15 protein-coding genes are annotated in these 17,477 nt (G+C 69.8%); 7 read left to right on the plus strand and 8 right to left on the minus strand.

Translation table 11 applies throughout. The annotated features are described in order from the left end of the window. Positions 1-127 precede the first annotated feature (127 nt). Both ACYVE7_RS13575 and ACYVE7_RS13580 read left to right on the plus strand, forming a co-directional pair. A complete protein-coding gene (locus ACYVE7_RS13575; protein ID WP_460365010.1) occupies positions 128-1,681 on the plus strand; it encodes a long-chain-fatty-acid--CoA ligase in 1,554 nt (517 codons plus the stop codon). Then, positions 1,678-2,844: an acyl-CoA dehydrogenase gene (locus tag ACYVE7_RS13580; RefSeq protein WP_460365011.1), complete on the plus strand. Its 1,167-nt coding sequence runs from the start codon at positions 1,678-1,680 to the stop codon at positions 2,842-2,844. Before ACYVE7_RS13575 ends, ACYVE7_RS13580 begins: the two co-directional genes overlap by 4 nt. Here ACYVE7_RS13580 and ACYVE7_RS13585 read toward each other — a convergent pair. After that, a complete protein-coding gene (locus ACYVE7_RS13585; protein ID WP_460365012.1) occupies positions 2,837-4,483 on the minus strand; it encodes an ABC-F family ATP-binding cassette domain-containing protein in 1,647 nt (548 codons plus the stop codon). The two genes, ACYVE7_RS13580 and ACYVE7_RS13585, sit on opposite strands and share 8 nt — an antisense overlap. Positions 4,484-4,734: 251 nt before the next feature. Here ACYVE7_RS13585 and ACYVE7_RS13590 point away from each other — a divergent pair, with 251 nt between their 5' ends. Further along, the gene (locus ACYVE7_RS13590) at positions 4,735-4,914 is read left to right on the plus strand and encodes a hypothetical protein (protein ID WP_460365013.1); all 180 of its coding nucleotides are present in this window, start codon (positions 4,735-4,737) and stop codon (positions 4,912-4,914) included. A gap of 48 nt (positions 4,915-4,962) precedes the next feature. Here ACYVE7_RS13590 and ACYVE7_RS13595 read toward each other — a convergent pair whose 3' ends face one another. Together ACYVE7_RS13595 and ACYVE7_RS13600 are read right to left on the minus strand one after the other, a co-directional pair. Beyond that, on the minus strand, positions 4,963-5,994 hold the full coding sequence (locus ACYVE7_RS13595) for a 3-oxoacyl-ACP synthase III family protein (RefSeq protein ID WP_460365014.1): 1,032 nt from the start codon (positions 5,992-5,994) through the stop codon (positions 4,963-4,965). After that, the gene (locus ACYVE7_RS13600; RefSeq protein ID WP_460365015.1) at positions 5,991-7,760 is read right to left on the minus strand and encodes a ThiF family adenylyltransferase; all 1,770 of its coding nucleotides are present in this window, start codon (positions 7,758-7,760) and stop codon (positions 5,991-5,993) included. The genes ACYVE7_RS13595 and ACYVE7_RS13600 overlap by 4 nt, the downstream gene beginning before the upstream one ends. A gap of 140 nt (positions 7,761-7,900) precedes the next feature. On the opposite strand from ACYVE7_RS13600, the gene ACYVE7_RS13605 reads away from it, so the two are divergent. Together ACYVE7_RS13605 and purB are read left to right on the plus strand one after the other, a co-directional pair. Continuing rightward, positions 7,901-8,320 (plus strand): acyl-CoA thioesterase, encoded by a 420-nt coding sequence (locus ACYVE7_RS13605; protein WP_460365016.1) that lies wholly within the window; start codon positions 7,901-7,903, stop codon positions 8,318-8,320. Positions 8,321-8,369: 49 nt separating this feature from the next. Beyond that, positions 8,370-9,803, plus strand: a complete 1,434-nt coding sequence (purB, locus tag ACYVE7_RS13610; protein WP_460365017.1) for an adenylosuccinate lyase — start codon at positions 8,370-8,372, stop codon at positions 9,801-9,803. Positions 9,804-9,949: 146 nt separating this feature from the next. Here the strand turns inward: purB and ACYVE7_RS13615 are convergent, their stop codons facing one another. Then, positions 9,950-10,837: a TauD/TfdA dioxygenase family protein gene (locus ACYVE7_RS13615; protein ID WP_460365018.1), complete on the minus strand. Its 888-nt coding sequence runs from the start codon at positions 10,835-10,837 to the stop codon at positions 9,950-9,952. 133 nt (positions 10,838-10,970) lie between these two features. On the opposite strand from ACYVE7_RS13615, the gene glgX reads away from it, so the two are divergent. Further along, on the plus strand, positions 10,971-13,055 hold the full coding sequence (glgX, locus tag ACYVE7_RS13620) for a glycogen debranching protein GlgX (RefSeq protein WP_460365019.1): 2,085 nt from the start codon (positions 10,971-10,973) through the stop codon (positions 13,053-13,055). Positions 13,056-13,071: 16 nt separating this feature from the next. Here glgX and ACYVE7_RS13625 read toward each other — a convergent pair whose 3' ends face one another. The 4 genes from ACYVE7_RS13625 to ACYVE7_RS13640 form a co-directional block, all read right to left on the minus strand. Next, positions 13,072-13,740 (minus strand): hypothetical protein, encoded by a 669-nt coding sequence (locus tag ACYVE7_RS13625; protein WP_460365020.1) that lies wholly within the window; start codon positions 13,738-13,740, stop codon positions 13,072-13,074. Continuing rightward, on the minus strand, positions 13,737-14,258 hold the full coding sequence (locus ACYVE7_RS13630) for a SigE family RNA polymerase sigma factor (protein ID WP_460365021.1): 522 nt from the start codon (positions 14,256-14,258) through the stop codon (positions 13,737-13,739). Before ACYVE7_RS13630 ends, ACYVE7_RS13625 begins: the two co-directional genes overlap by 4 nt. Positions 14,259-14,373: 115 nt before the next feature. After that, entirely contained in the window at positions 14,374-15,375 is a 1,002-nt protein-coding gene (locus tag ACYVE7_RS13635) for a peptidoglycan-binding domain-containing protein (protein ID WP_460365022.1), read from the minus strand. Between the two features lie 104 nt (positions 15,376-15,479). Continuing rightward, positions 15,480-16,169 (minus strand): dihydrofolate reductase family protein, encoded by a 690-nt coding sequence (locus ACYVE7_RS13640; RefSeq protein ID WP_460365023.1) that lies wholly within the window; start codon positions 16,167-16,169, stop codon positions 15,480-15,482. A gap of 23 nt (positions 16,170-16,192) precedes the next feature. On the opposite strand from ACYVE7_RS13640, the gene ACYVE7_RS13645 reads away from it, so the two are divergent. Continuing rightward, complete coding sequence (locus ACYVE7_RS13645; protein ID WP_460365024.1) at positions 16,193-17,248, plus strand: ATP-dependent DNA ligase; 1,056 nt, start codon at positions 16,193-16,195, stop codon at positions 17,246-17,248. Positions 17,249-17,477 lie beyond the last annotated feature (229 nt).

Here is a 17,477-nt window from a genome sequence, read left to right on the forward strand (position 1 = left end):
CGACGACGTCCTCCGCCGCCGCACCACCCTCACCCTCCGCGGACTCGACACCCCCCACATCAGAGAGCGGGTCACCGCGATGCTCCGCACCCACCCCTGACCTCCCGACCACCCCCTGGGGAGCTCCATGTCCTTGTCGCTGGCCAGTGTCCTGGCCGAATCCGCCCGCAAGCACGGCGACCGCGTCGCCGTCATCGACGGGACCGCACACCACACCTACGCCGACCTGTGGACGACTGCCCTGTCCTACGGGGCGGCGCTCACCGAGCTCGGCGTCGCGCCCGGCGACCGGGTCGCGATGATGGTCGGGAACTCCGTCGACTTCCCGCGCTGCTACTACGCGATCCTCGCGGCGGGCGGGGTCGTCGTCCCCGTCCATCTGCTGCTCACGGCCGGTGAGGTCGCCCATGTGCTGGCCGACAGCGGCGCGCGGGTGCTGCTGGTCGACCATCCGCTGAACGCGACCGGGCAGGACGCCGCCGCGCGGGCCGGAGTCCTGGCCGTCACGGTGGGCGGGCCCGGCGGCACCGCCGACCGGCGGCTGGAGGAGATCGCGTCGCTGGTGCCGCCGCTCCCCCGCCACGCCACCCGCGACGCGGACGACGCGGCGGTCGTCCTGTACACCAGCGGGACGACGGGCAAACCGAAGGGCGCGGTGCTCAGCCAGCTCAACCTGGTGATGAACGCGACGGTCAGCGCGTTCGACGTGTTCGACGTCCGCGCCGACGACGTGGTGCTGGGCTGTTTGCCGCTGTTCCACACGTTCGGGCAGACCGTCGCGATGAACACGACGTTCCGGGTCGGCGCGACCCTCGTCATGCAGCGCCGGTTCCAGGCCGACGACGCGCTCGCGCTGATGGGCGAGCACCGCGTCACCCTGTTCTACGGGGTGCCGACCATGTTCATCGCGTTGATCGAGGCGGTGCGGGGCGGGTCGGCGTCGCCGCCCGCGCTCCGGCTCTGTGTTTCGGGCGGCGCGCCGCTGCCCGTCGCGGTCCTGGACGCCGCGCAGATCCATCTGGCGACCGTTTATGAGGCGTACGGCCTGTCCGAGACGTCGCCGGTCGCCACGTCCAACCAGCCGGCGTTCGGCACGAAGGCCGGGACGGTCGGGCACCAGGTGTGGGGCGTGGAGGTCGCGATCGCCCGGCCGATCGGCGACGGCGAACCGGCCGTGTTCGAGGCGCTGCCCGACGGTGAGCTCGGTGAGATCGTCATCCGCGGCCACAACGTGTTCACCGGCTATCTCGGGCTGCCCGCGGCGACCGGGGCGGCGTTCACGGACGGCTGGTTCCGGACCGGTGACCTCGGTATCCGTGACGTGGCCGGGTTCGTCAGCATCGTCGACCGGACCAAGGACCTCATCATCCGCGGCGGTTTCAACGTGTATCCGCGGGAGGTCGAGGAGGCGCTGATCCGGCATCCGGAGGTCGCGCAGGTCGCCGTCATCGGGCTGCCGCACGCCACCCACGGCGAGGAGGTCTGCGCCGTGATCGTCCCGGCGGATCCGGCCGCACCACCCAGCCCTGACGAGTTGATCGCGTGGGCGGGCGACCGGGTCGGCCGCCACAAGTATCCGCGCCGGGTCGAGATCGTCGACTCGCTTCCGCTCGGCCCCAGCATGAAGGTGCTCAAGCGGGAACTCCGCGCCGCCTTCACTCCCCTGAAGGACCCGTCATGACCGATTTCCCCTCCTACGCCCCGAGCGAGGAGCACGACCTCCTCCGGCAGACGGTCCGCGAACTCGCCGAAGCCAAAATCGCTCCGGCAGCGCAGGACGTCGACGAAAACGCCCGCTTCCCCCAAGAAGCCCTCGACGCACTCGTCCAAAACGACCTCCACGCCGTCCACGTCCCCGAGTCTTACGGCGGGAACGGCGCGGACGCCCTGGCCACCGTCATCGTCATCGAAGAAGTCGCCCGCGTCTGCGCCTCCTCCTCGCTGATCCCCGCCGTCAACAAACTCGGCAGCGTACCCGTGCTGCTCAGCGGCTCCGAAGAACTCAAAAAACGCTACCTCGCCCCCATGGCCCGCGGCGAAGCCATGTTCAGCTACGCCCTCTCCGAAGCCGAAGCCGGCTCCGACGCCGCAGGCATGAAAACCCGCGCCGTCCGCGACGGAGACCACTACGTGCTCAACGGCGCCAAAATGTGGATCACCAACGCCGGAGTGTCGGAGTACTACACGGTGATGGCCGTCACCGACCCCACCAAGGGCGCCCGCGGCATCTCCGCGTTCGTCGTCGAAAAATCCGACCCGGGCGTGTCATTCGGGCCGAAAGAGAAGAAACTCGGCATCAAGGGCTCCCCCACCCGCCAGGTCATCCTCGACAACGTCCGCATCCCGGCCGACCGGATCATCGGCGAGGAAGGCACCGGCTTCAAAACCGCGCTGGCCACCCTCGACCACACCCGCATCACCATCGCCGCCCAAGCCCTCGGCATCGCGCAGGGTGCTCTGGACTACGCGATCGGCTATGTGAAGGAACGCAAGCAGTTCGGCAAGCCCATCGCCGACTTCCAAGGCGTCCAGTTCATGATCGCCGACATGGCCATGAAACTCGAAGGCGCACGCCAGCTCACCTACCACGCCGCCATCAAGTCCGAACGAGCCTTCCACGGCGAGACGGTCCCGGACCTGACGTTCGTGTCCTCGGCCTGCAAATGCCTGGCCTCGGACGTGGCGATGGACGTCACCACCGACGCCGTCCAGCTCCTGGGCGGCTACGGCTACACCAGCGACTTCCCCGTCGAACGCATGATGCGCGACGCCAAAATCACCCAAATCTACGAAGGCACCAACCAGATCCAGCGCGTCGTCATGGCCCGCCAGCTCGTTAGGTAGGGGGTGGGGCTGAGAGGAGGGTGGGGAGGTCGGAGGGGTCGACTTGCTGGAGGGTGTTGGTGAGATGGAGCCAGCGGGTGATGCCGATGTGGGTGAGGAAAGGGAGGTCGTGGCTCGCGATCAGGAGGGCGCCCTGATAGGAGGAGAGGGCTTCGGCTAGGTGGCGGACGCTCGCCAGGTCCAGGTCGTTGGTCGGCTCGTCCAGCAGCAGGACCTGGGGGGCGGGCGCGGCGAGCAGCGCGGCGGCCAGCGCCGCGCGGAAACGTTCGCCGCCGGACAGGGTGCCCGCCGGATACTCGGCGCGGCCGCCACGGAACAGGAAACGGGCCAGCCGGGCGCGGATCTCGTTGACGGACACGCCGGGAGCGGCGCGCGCGACGTTCTCGGCGACGCTCAGCTCGTCGTCCAGGACGTCGAGCCGCTGCGGCAGGAACCGGACGGGGACATGCGCCTCCGCCGAACCCTCCAGCGGCGCGATCTGTCCGGCCACGGTCCGCAACAAGGTCGTCTTTCCCGAACCGTTCCGGCCGACGACCGCGATCCGCTCCGGCCCCCACACGCGCAGCTCACCGCCGCGCAACGCGCCGTGCCGCATCCGCAGCCCCGACACGGTCAGCACGTCGCGGCCCGCGGGGACCGCCGTACCGGGAAGATCGACCCTGATCTCGGCGTCCTCGCGGATCGCGCCCACCGCCTCGTCGAGCCGCTCCACGGCCTCCGCCAGCCGCTCCTCGTGCAGGAGCCGCTGCTTGTCGGCGGTCTCCTGGGCGGAACGTCGGCGTTCACCCGCGACGATCCGGGGGGCGCGGCGCTGCCCGTCGAGCCGCACGTCATGGCGTCTGCGGCTCTCGGTCCTGAGCCGGGCTCCGCTGAGGTCGCGTTTCTGCCGGCGCACGTCGGCCTCGGCCGCGCGCAGGGCCCGCCCGGCCGCCTCCTGCTGCACGGCGACGGCGTCCTCATATGCGGAGAAACCGCCGCCGTACCAGGTGAGGGAGCCGGACCGCAGTTCGGCGATCCGGTCGACGCGCTCCAGCAGCTCCCGGTCATGGCTGACCACGACGAGATGGCCCGAACGCCATGACTCCACCGCGTCGTACAGCCGGGCGCGGGCCGGGAGGTCGAGGTTGTTGGTGGGTTCGTCGAGCAGCAGCACCCCGGGACGTTCCAGCAGCAGCGCCGCCAGCCGGAGCAGCACGGTCTCGCCGCCGGACAGCTCCCCGACGGTCCGGTCGAGGCCGATGCCGGACAGTCCGAGCGAGCCGAGGACGGCCAGAGCCCGCTCCTCGACGTCCCAGCCGTCACCGATGGCCGTGAAGTGGCGTTCGTCGGTGTCGCCGGTTTCGATGGCGCGCAGCGCGGCCCGCCGGACGTCGATGCCGAGGGCCTGCTCGACCCTGAGCCCGGTGTCGAGGGTGAGGTCCTGCGGCAGATAGCCGAGGCCGCCTTCGACGGTCACCGATCCTGCGGCCGGGCGCAGCCGGCCGGCGAGCAGCTTGAGCAGGGTGGACTTGCCGGACCCGTTGACGCCGACCAGCCCGGTGCGGCCGCGGCGGTGGGTCAGGGAGAGCCCGTCGAACATCGGGGTGCCGTCCGCCCAGCGGAAGGACAGCCCGGAACAGCAAAGAGAAGGAGAGGACATGCGGAACCTCGCGGTCGCGGACGGTCGAAGACGTCGTCGGCACATCACCGCAGCGGCGCGTCAGGGCCGTGCAGGGGTGATCGCGAAGCTCAGATGATCAACATCCACTCCAGCGGGAGGCGACAGGTCTCTTCCATCCTATCCCCACACCTTGCGGCGCGTTCAAGATTACATTTCGGTCCTACTAGTGAGTCATCCCACAAAAGTGATGTGTTGGGTATTAAGTGGGAAAGGTGATGAATCTGGGTTGGGTGGGCGAGTCAGAGTCGAGCTACGAAGATCTACGCGAGGTATTCGCCTCGATCGACGGCGAGCCGTCGGCCGAAGAGTTCGCGCCACACCGGGAGGACCGTGCGCTCGAAGACCTCGCCGCGCTGTCGGAGCGCCACGATCCGTTCACCGCGGCGCGGATCGCGTTCGGCGACATGTGACCCTGCGGACGTCCGGGACGGAGTGGGGCTCCGCCCCGGACGTCCCGCTCAGTGGCGCAGGCAGAGCGTGCCCCACTGGAAGCCCGCGCCGATCGCCGACATCACATAGGTGTCGCCCGGCCGCAGCAGTCCCCCCGCGAACGCCTCGTGCAGGGCGGTGAACATGCCCGCCGCACCGGTGTTGCCGAGCCGGTCGACCGTGACGGGCGCCCGGTCGGCGGGCACCCCCAGCTCGTCGAGGGTCGCGGTGAGGATGTTGAGGTTGGCCTGGTGCAGAAAGAAATGGTCGATCTCGGTGGGGTCGAGATCGGCGCGGGCGACGGCGCTGCGGATGCTCTCCGGCAGCCGGGCCGTCGCGGTGTCCCAGACGGCGCGCCCGTCCATCGCCAGGTAGTGGCGGCCGCCCGCGACGGTCGCCGGATCGGTCGGCAGCCGTGAGCCGCCCGCCTGGATCTCCACGTCGTAGGAGAGCAGCGAACCGAAGTCCCAGGAGAGCAGGCCCGCCCCGTCGGGGGCGCGGGTGAGGACGACGGCCGCCGCGGCGTCGCCGAAGAACACGCCGGTGGTGCGGTCGTGCGGATCGCAGACCCGTGACGCGCAGTCGGCGGCCACCACGAGCACCGCGTGGAACGACGGGCTCTGCAGCAGGTGCGCGGCGAGCAGCACCGCCTGAACCCCGGCCGCGCACGCCGCCTGGGTGACGTCCACCGGCAGCGCCCGGTGCGCGCCGAGCGCGTCCTTCACGATCAGCGCGGTCGACGGCAGCGGCTGGTCGGCCGTGTAGCTGGCCACCACGACGGCGTCGAGGTCGCCGGGGAAGATCCCGGCGGCCTTCAGCGCGGGCAGCGCCGCCGCCACGGCCATGTCGGAGGTGGACCGCTCGGGGATCAGCCTGCGACGCTCCCGGATCCCGGTGCGGCGGACGATCCACTCCTCCGAGGTGTCGAAACGGCGGGTGAGATCCCGGTTGGTGATCACGGTGTCGGGCAGGTGCACCCCGGTCCCGGCGACGGCGAGCGGCCCCGTCAGGGCCGTCCCGGTGTGCGAACGGGCCGGATGCGTACGGAAAAGGGTGTTCATGCGACCGTGCTCTTCTCGCGGGAGACCGTGGCCTCGAGATCGGTGTAATAGCGGCCGGACGGGCAGTCCTCGCCGAGCAGGATGCGGCGCGCGGCCTCGGTGCACAGCGCGCCGCCGAGCGCCACCCCGGACGCGAGCTGCGGCCAGCTGCTGAGGGTGCGGCCGATCAGCGGGATCGCCGCCGCGAGCTGCGGGCTGATCCGGGATTCGTCGACCATCGCCAGGATCAGCTCGACGCGGCGGCTGGGCGTGAGGTCGTTGAGATCGTCGGAGGTGAGGTCGCCGAGCAGGCCGTGCAGCAGCGGACGGCCCGGTTCCTCGTCGAACCGCTCGACGTCGAGCAGACCGCGGTCGTTGGCGTCCATCACGACGGGGACGCCGAGCGCCCGCGCCTTCTCCCGCGCCGCGATCTTCACCCAGGGGGTGTCGCACTCCTCGACGAGCAGGTCGAGCCCGCCCGCGAAGAACGAGTCGAGGTTCTCCGGGTTCAGCCCGGCCGGGAAGATCTCGATCTCGAGGTAGGGATCGATCTCGTAGAGCTGCCGGGCGGCCAGCACCGCCTTGTTGACGCCCAGATCATGGACCCCGGCACGGAGCCGGTTGAGGTTCGACAGCCCGAGCTCGTCGAAGTCGGCCAGCCGGAAGGCGCCGCCGACCCCTTCCAGCGCGAGCGTCACGGCGGCACTGGAGCCGACCGAGAGGCCGACGATCCCGATGCGCTTGCCGAGCAGCCGCCGCTGCGCCACCCGGTCGATCTTGCCGCGGTTCCGGTCGGTCCTGACGAGCCGGAGCTCCTCGCACGGCAGCACGTGCACGAGCCGTCCCGACCACGGGTACCAGGCCCACGTCCCGTACCGCTCGACCGGCACCCCGTCCAGTTGGCGTGCGACGGCCGCCGCGACCAGCCCCGGATCACGGGCGAGGCCCGGTTCGCGTGCCGTGACGAGCTCCGCGAGCTGCTCGCCCAGCGTGTCGCAGACCTCACGGACGCGTCCCGACGCCCGCAGTTCCTCGACCCGTTCGAACGCCGCGCCCTCGATCAGTTCGGGACGCCAGCCCTCCCGCGCCGCAGGACCGGGCGCCTCCCCCAGCTCGGGCGGGGACGCCGAGGCCGGGGCCACGGACGCAGGGAACAGCCGGCGGAGCCGCCGCACCAGCTCGGTGTGCTCGCCCGCGCCCTGGGCCGCACGGTGCAGAAGGATCACGACGTCCTCGGTGTACTGCTCGACATAGCGGCGGGTGCCGGGGATCTCGTGGAAGCCGAAGCGGGCGTGGAAGCCGTCCTGGCCGTCGGCGGTGCCCGACGTCCCGACCATGGCGCGCGCGCCCAGCGCGTGCGCGGCAGCGATCGCCATCGCGTTCAGATGGACGCCGAGACCCAGCCGCCGGGCCCGGTGCTCGACCACGAGCCTGCTGTGCTCGAAGACGTCACCTTCGGTCAGGTTCTCGGCCCGCAGGAGCGCTTCGTAACGGGCGTCGCCGAGGAACGCCCTGGTCTGGAAGAGCGGCGCGTTGGGCGGCGGCGACAGCCGCACATAACCCAGCGGCGGCCCGCCCGACGCCCGCCGTCCCACGAAGTGGATCGCCCCGTGGTCGAGTTCCTGTGGGTCGACGTGCGCGCCGTCCTCCCGCCGGAACGCGGGTCTGCGCCCGCCGTCGAAGAGGATCCGCGCCCGCAGCTCGCGCAACCGCCCGATGGTCTCCTCACCCTCGCCCCGCGGCGTGATGTACGCCGTCACCTGCCAGTCCGCGCCGACTTCCGCCATGCGCACAGGATCTGTCCTCCATGGGTCGGACGCACCGCGACGCGGGCACTTCTGCCGAATGATGACGGACGCCGGGAGGGTTCCTTGAATCTTCTTGTGGCGGACGCGGGGCGACCCCGTGTCGCTGAGATAATGGACAGATGACCGCTTTCTCTGTCGAAGTCACGGTCCGGGGATATGAGCTCGACACCCAGGGACATCTCAATCAGGCCGTCTACCTGCAGTACTGCGAGCACGCGCGGTGGGAGCTGCTGCGCGCCGCGGGGCTCCCGCAGGACAAGCTGCTCGCCTCCGGGGTCGGCCCGGTCGCGCTGGAGTTGACCTTGAAGTTCAAAAGGGAGCTGCGCGGCGGCGAGCGGGTGAGGGTGACCTGCGCGTTCGTCTACGGCGAAGGCAAGACCTTCAAGATCCATCAGCAGATCATCAAGGAGGACGGGACCGTCTCCGCCGAGCTGGAGGGCGTCGCGGGGCTGCTCGACCTCGACGCCAGACGGCTGATCGCCGACCCCGGAGCGCATCTGCGCTCCCTCGCCGATAGCCCCGACCTGCTGACCGGCTGAACAGGGGCGATACCCCGCTGTATACACCCGCTGTATACACTTGGGGAACGTGACTTCCAAGCCTCGTATCCCCAACGTCCTCGCCGGTCGCTACGCCTCCCCAGACCTGGCCGTCCTGTGGTCTCCGGAGCACAAGGTGGTGCTGGAGCGGCGGCTGTGGCTGGCCGTGCTGCGCGCCCAGGCCGCCTTGGGGATCGACGTTCCCGAGGCGGCCCTCGCCGACTACGAGCGGGTGCTCGACACCGTCGACCTCGGCTCCATCGCCGCACGGGAGAAGATCACCCGGCATGACGTGAAGGCCCGGATCGAGGAGTTCAACGCCCTCGCAGGACACGAGCACGTCCACAAGGGCATGACCTCCCGCGACCTCACCGAGAACGTCGAACAGCTCCAGATCCGGCTGTCGCTGGAACACGCCCGCGACCGGGTCGTCGCGGTGCTCGCACGGCTCGGCTCCCTGTCCGCCCAGTACGGCGAGACCGTCATGGCGGGCCGGTCCCACAACGTCGCCGCGCAGGCCACGACCCTCGGCAAGCGGTTCGCGACGGCCGCCGACGAGCTGCTCGCCGCGTTCGCCCGGCTCGAGGACCTCATCGCCCGCTACCCGCTGCGCGGGATCAAGGGCCCGGTCGGCACCGCGCAGGACATGCTCGACCTGCTCGGCGGCGACTCCGCGAAGCTCGAGGACCTCGAATCCCGGGTGGCCGAGTTCCTGGGCTTCGGCTCGGCGTTCACCTCGGTCGGGCAGGTCTACCCGCGCTCCCTCGACTACGACGTGCTGTCGGCGCTCGTGCAGCTCGCGGCCGCGCCGTCGTCGCTCGCCAAGACCATCCGGCTGATGGCGGGCCACGAACTGGTCACCGAGGGCTTCAAGGAGGGGCAGGTCGGTTCGTCCGCGATGCCCCACAAGATGAACACGCGCTCCTGTGAACGCGTCAACGGCCTCATGGTCATCCTGCGCGGCTACTCCTCGATGACGGCCGAACTGGCCGGCGACCAGTGGAACGAGGGCGACGTGTCGTGCTCCGTGGTCCGCCGGGTCGCGCTGCCGGACGCGTTCTTCGCCTTCGACGGGCTGATCGAGACCTTCCTGACCGTCCTCGACGAGTTCGGCGCGTTCCCCGCCGTGATCGGCCGGGAGCTCGACCGCTACCTGCCGTTCCTCGCCACCACCAAGGTGCTGATGGCCGCCGTCAAGGCCGGGGTGGGCCGTGAGGAGGCCCATGAGGTGATCAAGGAGCACGCGGTCGCGTCGGCGCTGGCCATGCGCGAGCAGGGCACGGCCGGCAACCAGCTCCTCGACCGGCTCGCCGCCGACGACCGGCTCCCCCTCGACCGCGCCGCCCTCGACGCCCTGATGGCCGACCGCCTCTCCTTCACCGGCGCCGCCGCCGCCCAGGTCGCCACGGTCGTCGCCCACATCGACACCCTCACCAAGCGCTACCCGTCCGCCGCCGCCTACACCCCGGGCGCCATCCTCTGACACGCCCGACGCCGACCGGCCCCGCATCTCCATGGGATGCGGGGCCGGTCCGCTTCGTGCAGCGACCTACGCGGAAGAGGCCGTTCCCGGCCAGGACGCCGGGCCGTCGATGCGGCGCTGAGCGGGGCTCGGCGGGCCCGCCGACCCTAGGCCGGGGTGTAATGGGAGGCGTCGTCGCCCTCCAGGAGTTTTGAGGTCTCGCCGGAGATGCTGACGGGGGCGTCGCCCGCGACGGTGACGCGACGGAGGTGGCGGGGCAGGTCGCCGAAGTCGTCGGGGGCGTAGTGCTGGGTGATGCGGTTGTCGAACAGGACGAGGTCGCCGGGCTGCCACTGGACGCGGAAGATGTTCTCCGGGCGGGTGACGTACGCCTGGAGCAGGTCGAGGAGGGCGCGGGACTCGCGGGTCGACAGGCCGACGATCTGCTGGGCGAAACCGCCGATGAACAGGCCGCGCTCCCCCGACTCCGGATGGACCCGGACGACCGGGTGGGCGGTGCGGTACTTCGTGGTGGTGAACACCTTGCGGTGCTCCTGGCGCTGCTCGCTGTCGAACTGCGGCTGCACGTAGTCGTAGTCGTTGGCGTGGACGGCCCACGCCTCGTCGGCGAACCGGCGGAGCGGTTCGGGCAGGTCCTGGTAGGCGGTGGCCGAGTTCGCGATCAGGGTGTTGCCGCCGTAGGGCGGGACGATGATGCCGCGCAGCGTGCTGGCCTTCGGCGGCGTCCGGACGAACGTGACGTCGGTGTGCCACTGGTTCGCGCGGATGCCCTCGTCGCCGTTGACGTCGAGGACCTGCGGCTGCCCCTCGACCGACGGCACCGTCGGGTGGGCGCCGGTCAGCGGCCCGAACCGCGACGCGAAGGCGGTCTGGCCTTCGTCGTCGAGGTGCTGGCCGCGGAAGATGAGCGCCTTGTGCTCCAGCAGCGCGGCGTTGAGCTCGGCGAACAGCGGTTCGGTGATGTCGCGGACGTCGAGGCCGACCACCTCGGCGCCGATCCGGCCGCCTGCCTTGCGAATGTCGAAATCTGTCAACGGGGGCTCCTCTCGAACGGGCGCGTCCCGTTCATCCGATCATCCGAGCCCCGTGATGTCAATAATTCCTACGGGTTTACTAGGTTTTCCGAGAAGCCGACTATCCGCCGCATCGTGGGCAACAATCAAGAACATGGGGAAACGCGAGACATGGCCGGGTGAGGCGTACCCCCTGGGCGCCACCTGGGACGGCAGCGGCACCAACTTCGCCCTCTTCTCCGAGGCGGCCGAGCGGGTCGAGCTCTGCCTGTTCGACGACGAGGGCCGCGAGGAACGGATCGAACTGCCCGAAGTCGACGGGTTCGTCTGGCACGGCCATCTGCCGGGGGTCGGCCCGGGGCAGCGCTACGGCTACCGCGTGCACGGCCCCCACCGGCCGGCCGACGGGCACCGCTGCAACGCGTCCAAGCTGCTGCTCGACCCGTACGGCAAGGCGATGGACGGCCAGGTCGCCTGGCATCCGTCGCTGTTCTCCTACGAGCTCACCGATCCCGACCGGCTCAACACCGAGGACTCGGCCCCGTACATGCCGAAGAACGTCGTCATCAACCCGTTCTTCGACTGGGGCGACGACCGGCCGCCACGCACCCCCTACCACCGGACGGTCCTGTACGAGGCGCACGTCAAGGGGCTGACGATGCTGCATCCCGGCATCCCCGCCGAGCAGCGCGGCACCTACGCGGGGCTCGCCCACCCGGTGCTGATCGACCATCTGCTGGAGCTGGGCGTCACCGCGATCGAGCTGCTGCCGGTCCACCAGAACGTGCCCGAGCACCGTCTCGTCGCCCGCGAGCTGACCAACTACTGGGGCTACAACACGATCGGCTTCCTCGCGCCGCAGAACACCTACGCGGCGGGGCCCGATCCGGTCGCCGAGTTCAAGACGGCCGTCCGGGCCCTGCACCGGGCCGGGATCGAGGTGATCCTCGACGTCGTCTACAACCACACCGCCGAAGGCGACCATCTCGGGCCGACCCTGTCGTTCCGGGGCATCGACAACAACGCCTACTACCGGCTGCGCGACGACGACCGCCGCTACCACCTCGACTACACCGGCTGCGGCAACTCCCTCAACGTCCGGCACCCGCACTCCCTCCAGCTGATCATGGATTCGCTGCGGTACTGGATCCTGGAGATGCACGTCGACGGGTTCCGCTTCGACCTGGCCTCCGCGCTCGCCCGTGAACTGCACGACGTCGACCGGCTGTCGGCGTTCTTCGACCTCGTCCAGCAGGACCCGGTGGTGTCCCAGGTCAAGCTGATCGCCGAGCCGTGGGACGTCGGCGAGGGCGGCTACCAGGTCGGCAACTTCCCGCCGCAGTGGACGGAGTGGAACGGCAAGTACCGCGACACCGTCCGCGACTTCTGGCGCGGCCAGTACGCGACCATGCCCGAGTTCGCCTCACGGCTGACAGGTTCGTCCGATCTGTACGCGCACAACAACCGGCGGCCGGTCGCGTCCATCAACTTCGTGACGGCCCACGACGGTTTCACCCTCGCCGACCTGGTCTCCTACGACACCAAGCACAACGAGGCCAATCTGGAGCACAACCGGGACGGCACCGACGACAACCGCTCCTGGAACTGCGGCCACGAAGGCCCCACCGAGGATCCGACGATCAACGCGCTCCGCACCCGCCAGCGCCGCAACCTCCTGGCCACCCTGTTCCTGTCGCAGGGCGTGCCGATGCTGGTGGCGGGCGACGAGTTCGCACGGTCACAGGGCGGCAACAACAACGCCTACTGCCAGGACAACCCGACGTCCTGGGTGCGCTGGTCCGGCGACGGCGACCCGGATCACGCGGGCGATCTGGAGTTCGTGCAGCGGCTCACCGCGCTCCGCCGCGACCATCCGATCCTGCGCCGCCGCCGCTTCTTCGACGGCGACGCCGACATCGCGTGGCTGACCCCCGCCGGCGATCCGATGACCGACGGGGACTGGCACCACGGCCACGCCAAGTCGCTGACGGTGTTCCTCAACGGCGACGCCATCACCGAGCCGGACGTCAGGGGCCGCCGCGTCCGCGACGACTCCTTCCTCCTGCTGATCAACGCCTACGCCGAAACGCTGCCCTTCACCCTCCCGGACGCCGCGTTCGGCACCCGCTGGACCCCGGTCCTGGACACGGCCTCCGACGACCACGGAGCCGACCTGACGTCCCGCTCCGGCATCGACCTCCCGGGCCGCTCCCTGCTGCTGCTCCGCCGCTCGAAATGAATCCGGTGGCACCTGATCATTTGACAGTCGTTCCCTTCACGAGGTCGATGGTCTGCTCGCGGGTGAGCGCGTAGGAGCGCACCACGATCATCAGTCCCTTGCGCGGCCGCCAGGCGACGAGATGACCGTCGAAATCAGCTTCCGGACCGCGGTAGACGGCTTCGCCACGGGGGAACGAGCCGGTGATGTCCACGTAGTGCGGGGCGTCGAAAGCGCCCTCGACCGCGGTGACCGCCTTCGCGAAGGTGACGTCACCGGTCAGCACGCGGACGGTGGCCACGAGCGGCTCGGGGCCTCCGTCGTGGGGCGCGCGGAAGTCCCGCACCCACACGCGGACTCCTGTCACCTTCGGGTCGGCCTCCTGCCAACCGGCCGCCCCCTTCGCCGTCTGCTCCGACCCGTAGCCGTCCGGGAGCGGACCCTCTGTGATCTTGCCGTCCAGCGAGCTCGGCGTGGCCGCCACCACTGCCACACGGTCCTGACCGTCGTTGACGGTCAGCACGATCGGCACGGCGACCGCGACCGTCGCGGTGGCGAGCCCCACGGCCAGCAGGCCGAACCGGGGAGCCCTGCGGCGTCGCCGCTCGGTGATCCGGATCAGGAAGTCGGCGGGCAGCTCGACGCCCCGCACCTCGGCTTCGACCGAGGCGCTGACCAGCGATTCCAACCGGGTTTCGGTGTTCATCTGTGCGCTCCCGCAGGTTCGATGTCCTCTTCGAGCCGGAGCGTCGACCGCAGTGTTCGCATCGCGCGGTGCCCTTGGCTCTTCACTGTGCCGACCGAGACGCCCATGAGCCGGGCGGTCTCGGCCTCGGACAGACCCTCCCAGTAACGCAGGACGATCACGGTCCGTTGTCCCGTCGGCAGGCCGGTCATCGCGCGCCGCACGGCGTCGCGCGTGACGAAGGCGTCGAAGGGGGTGTAGGTGCCGCCGTCGAGTTCGGCGTCGATGCCGAGCTCTTCGGGGCGGCGTTTACGTCTGCGCCAGCCGTCCTTGAGCTCGTTGACGACGCCGCGTTTCACGTACCACTCGGGATCGCCATGGGCGACGATCTTCTGCCAGCGCGGGTAGACCCGCTCCAGCACGCTCTGCAAGGCGTCCTCCGCCTGCTCCCTGTCGCCGCAGAGCGCCACCGCGAAACGCAGCAGACGGGTGCCGCTGCCCCGCACGAATGCGGTGAAAGACAGATGCTCTTCATCCATGGATGACCCCTTCGCCCGACGTCACAGTCAACACGTCCCGGGAGCCCGCGAGGTTGTCACAGGACCGCCCCCGGAGCGGCGAACGCTCCGGGGGCGGTCCTCGCCGAGATCGGGATCAGCAGCCGCTGAGGGTGGCGCTGGTGTAGTTGATGCGCGCCGAGGACGTCGCGCTGGTCCCCCAGTAGTAGTAGCCGCTGCGGTAGAAGTAGACCGGCACGGAGGTGCCCGCGTACTTCACCGTGTTGCCGTCCCAGGACTGGATGTAGTTGTCCGCCTTACCGCGTGTTCCGGATCCGATGTATCCGTCGGCGCTCAGGCCCTTGGACGACTGCCAGGACTTCACCGCGTTCTGCGTGGTGCTCCCGAACCAGCAGTCCTTCTGGTTGGAGCCCATCTTGCCGTCGGCCCACATGATGAGCTGCCACATGCCGACATAGTTGCTGTGCGAGTAGCCGCACCCGTTGCAGAGGTCGCTCTCATCGCCGAAGTCGTCGTTGTACGCGCCCGAACCATCAACGATCTTGTTTCCGGAGCCGCGCTGTTCGGCTTCGGCGGCGCGCTCGCGCTTGGCCTTCTTGATGGCCTTGCGCGCCTTGCTGGACACCTTCGTGGAGTCGGCGGGCAGGGCGGCGGCGATCTTCTCCAGGCCGGCGGCGTCGACCGAGTCACGGGCCGTCACGTAGTAGTTGACGCCGTCGCGTTCCGTCCAGGAGAGGATCAGCAGGCCGGGGCCCCACTCGTCGGCGGTGTCGGTGAGCACGGCGTTCTTGACCCCGACGCCCGCGCGCTTGACCTTGCGCAGTCCCACGGCGCGTCGGGCCGCGGCGGTCTCGGTGACGGGGCGCACCGCGCCGACCTCCCGCGACACCGAGATCAGGGACTCGCCGGAGCGGAAGTCGGTGTCCTCGATCTGCACCTGGGACGAGTCGAGCTTGGACTTGTCCTTGATGGTCTTCGCGCTCGTGAACTTGTAGGCGCCGGCCGTCTTCGCGATGGCGGTCTTGGCCTGGTCGGTGAAGCTCTTCGGTGCGGCCTGCGCTGGGCTTCCCGCGCTCAGCGCGAACACGAGCGCCAGGGGGGTGATCAAGGCCAGGGCGCGCGTCGGAGTTCGGATCAAGAGGGGCTCCTTGACAAAGTGAAAGACGGTGTCAAGTAAGGAAGATCCCCCCAAAGGTTGCCTCGCATCAAGGGGCAATTGTGGCCTTTGATGGCCACGGGGCGTTAGGCGCTGGTGAGGCCGTAGCGAAGGAAGAGAACGTTTTCGTCCTCGTACGCCGCTTTTAGAGAGAGTTCCTGTCGCGGAGCGTCACCGAGGAGCCTGGTGTGGTGGGCGGAGCCCAGCAGGGTGGGCGCGAGGTTGAGACAGAATTCGTCGACCAGGCCGTCGCGAACGAGTGAGGTCGTCAGCCCGGGGCCGCCCTCGCAGAGCAAATGGGCCATGCCGTGTTCTTTGCGAAGGATTTCCACGGCGAGCGGCAGATCGACGTCCCCGTCACCCGCGGAGACGACCGTCGCGTGGGACGGGGCGGTCGCGTGGTCGGACGTGACGACGATCGTGGAGTCGTCCTGGAAGAGCGGAAGTGACCAGTCCAGGTCGAGGGAGCGGCTGACGACGACGATCGGCGCCGGACCGGAACCGCGTCTGGCACGGAGGTCGGCGGTCAGCTTCGCCGGGCCGATCCGGCCCGTCCGGACGGTCGACGCGCCCACCATGACGCCGTCCGCGAGGGCCCGCAGGACACGGAAGACCCGCAGATCGGCCTTCCCGCCCAGGCCGTCGCTCCAGCCTTGCTCGTCGGTCACCGAACCGTCCACGGACAGCACCATCCCGACCCGGAGCCAGGGCCCCGAGACGCGGTACTCCTCGAACGGATCGATCTTCATCGCCGGGTCCGGTACGAGACGCCTCATACGAACAAGGTTATCTTTGGGAGATGGAGCTCCCGCTCAGTCCGCCGGTCGCCCCGATGCTGGCCAAGGCCGTCAAGGCCATGCCGCAGGGGGATCTGTTCTACGAACCCAAGTTCGACGGGTTCCGCTGCATCGTCTTCCGGGACGGCCCGGAGGTGGAACTGTCGAGCCGGGGCGAGAAACCGCTGACCAGGTACTTCCCCGAGCTCGTCGAGACCGTCAAACGGGAGCTGCCCGAACGGTGCGTGATCGACGGCGAGGTGATCATCCGCACGGGCGGGCGGCTGGACTTCGACTCGCTGTCGCAGCGGATCCATCCGGCGGCGTCCCGTGTGAAGCTGCTCAGCGAGCAGATCCCAGCGTCGTTCGTGGCGTTCGACATGCTGGCGCTCGGCGACGAGGACCTGACGTCGCTGCCGTTCGCCGAACGGCGGCGGCGGCTCGCCGACGCCCTGAAGGACTCCCGGCCGCCCGTCCACCTGTCGCCGATCACCACCTCCTACGAGAAGGCGCTGCGCTGGTTCGAGGAGTTCGAGGGGGCCGGTCTCGACGGGGTGATCGCCAAGCCGGCCGACGTGCTCTACGTGCCCGACAAGCGGCTGATGTCCAAGGTCAAGCACGAGCGGACCGCGGACGTCGTGGTGGCCGGGTTCCGGTGGCACAAGAGCGGGCCGATCGTGGGGTCGCTGCTGCTGGGGCTCTGGCATGAGGGGCGGCTGCAGCATGTGGGCGTCGCGGCGTCGTTCACCATGGCGCGCCGCGAGGAGCTGGTGAAGGAGCTGGAGCCCTACCGGCTCGACGACGTCTCGGCGCATCCCTGGTCGGGCTGGGCCGAGCAGGGCGACGGCGACCGGATGCCCGGCGCGGTGTCCCGGTGGACGGGGAAGAAGGATCTGTCGTGGGTGCCGCTCCGGCCGGAGCTGGTGTGCGAGGTCGCCTACGAGCACATGGAGGGGATGCGGTTCCGGCACACGGCGCGGTTCCGGCGCTGGCGGCCCGACCGCTCACCCGAATCCTGCGGGTACGAGCAGCTCGAGGTGCCGGTGGCGTTCGATCTGGACGAGATTCTCGGCACCTAGCGGGGTTCAGGTCTTTCCGGTCCGTTACGTGCCAGAACCTCGGCGGGCCGGGCGGCATCTGACCTGGTGTACGACCCTCCAGGCAGAAGGAAGCCGCCCGTGTCCCGTGCTCTCGTGTTCGCCGCCGCCTCACTCGCCGGTCTCACCCTGCTGACAGGGTGCACCAAGGACGAGACGCCCAGGGCCACCCCGTCGGCGCAGGCGACCGTGTCGCCGGGCGCCGACCCGA

The organism is Actinocorallia lasiicapitis, assembly GCF_054778695.1.

Bases quoted from the DNA above. Each gene is read 5' to 3' on its own strand.
- ACYVE7_RS13575 (WP_460365010.1), top strand. From the start codon at position 128: ATGTCCTTGTCGCTGGCCAGTGTCCTGGCCGAATCCGCCCGCAAGCAC.
- ACYVE7_RS13580 (WP_460365011.1), top strand. From the start codon at position 1,678: ATGACCGATTTCCCCTCCTACGCCCCGAGCGAGGAGCACGACCTCCTC.
- ACYVE7_RS13585 (WP_460365012.1), bottom strand. From the start codon at position 4,483: ATGTCCTCTCCTTCTCTTTGCTGTTCCGGGCTGTCCTTCCGCTGGGCG.
- ACYVE7_RS13595 (WP_460365014.1), bottom strand. From the start codon at position 5,994: ATGAACACCCTTTTCCGTACGCATCCGGCCCGTTCGCACACCGGGACG.
- ACYVE7_RS13600 (WP_460365015.1), bottom strand. From the start codon at position 7,760: ATGGCGGAAGTCGGCGCGGACTGGCAGGTGACGGCGTACATCACGCCG.
- ACYVE7_RS13605 (WP_460365016.1), top strand. From the start codon at position 7,901: ATGACCGCTTTCTCTGTCGAAGTCACGGTCCGGGGATATGAGCTCGAC.
- glgX (WP_460365019.1), top strand. From the start codon at position 10,971: ATGGGGAAACGCGAGACATGGCCGGGTGAGGCGTACCCCCTGGGCGCC.
- ACYVE7_RS13625 (WP_460365020.1), bottom strand. From the start codon at position 13,740: ATGAACACCGAAACCCGGTTGGAATCGCTGGTCAGCGCCTCGGTCGAA.
- ACYVE7_RS13630 (WP_460365021.1), bottom strand. From the start codon at position 14,258: ATGGATGAAGAGCATCTGTCTTTCACCGCATTCGTGCGGGGCAGCGGC.
- ACYVE7_RS13640 (WP_460365023.1), bottom strand. From the start codon at position 16,169: ATGAGGCGTCTCGTACCGGACCCGGCGATGAAGATCGATCCGTTCGAG.
- ACYVE7_RS13645 (WP_460365024.1), top strand. From the start codon at position 16,193: ATGGAGCTCCCGCTCAGTCCGCCGGTCGCCCCGATGCTGGCCAAGGCC.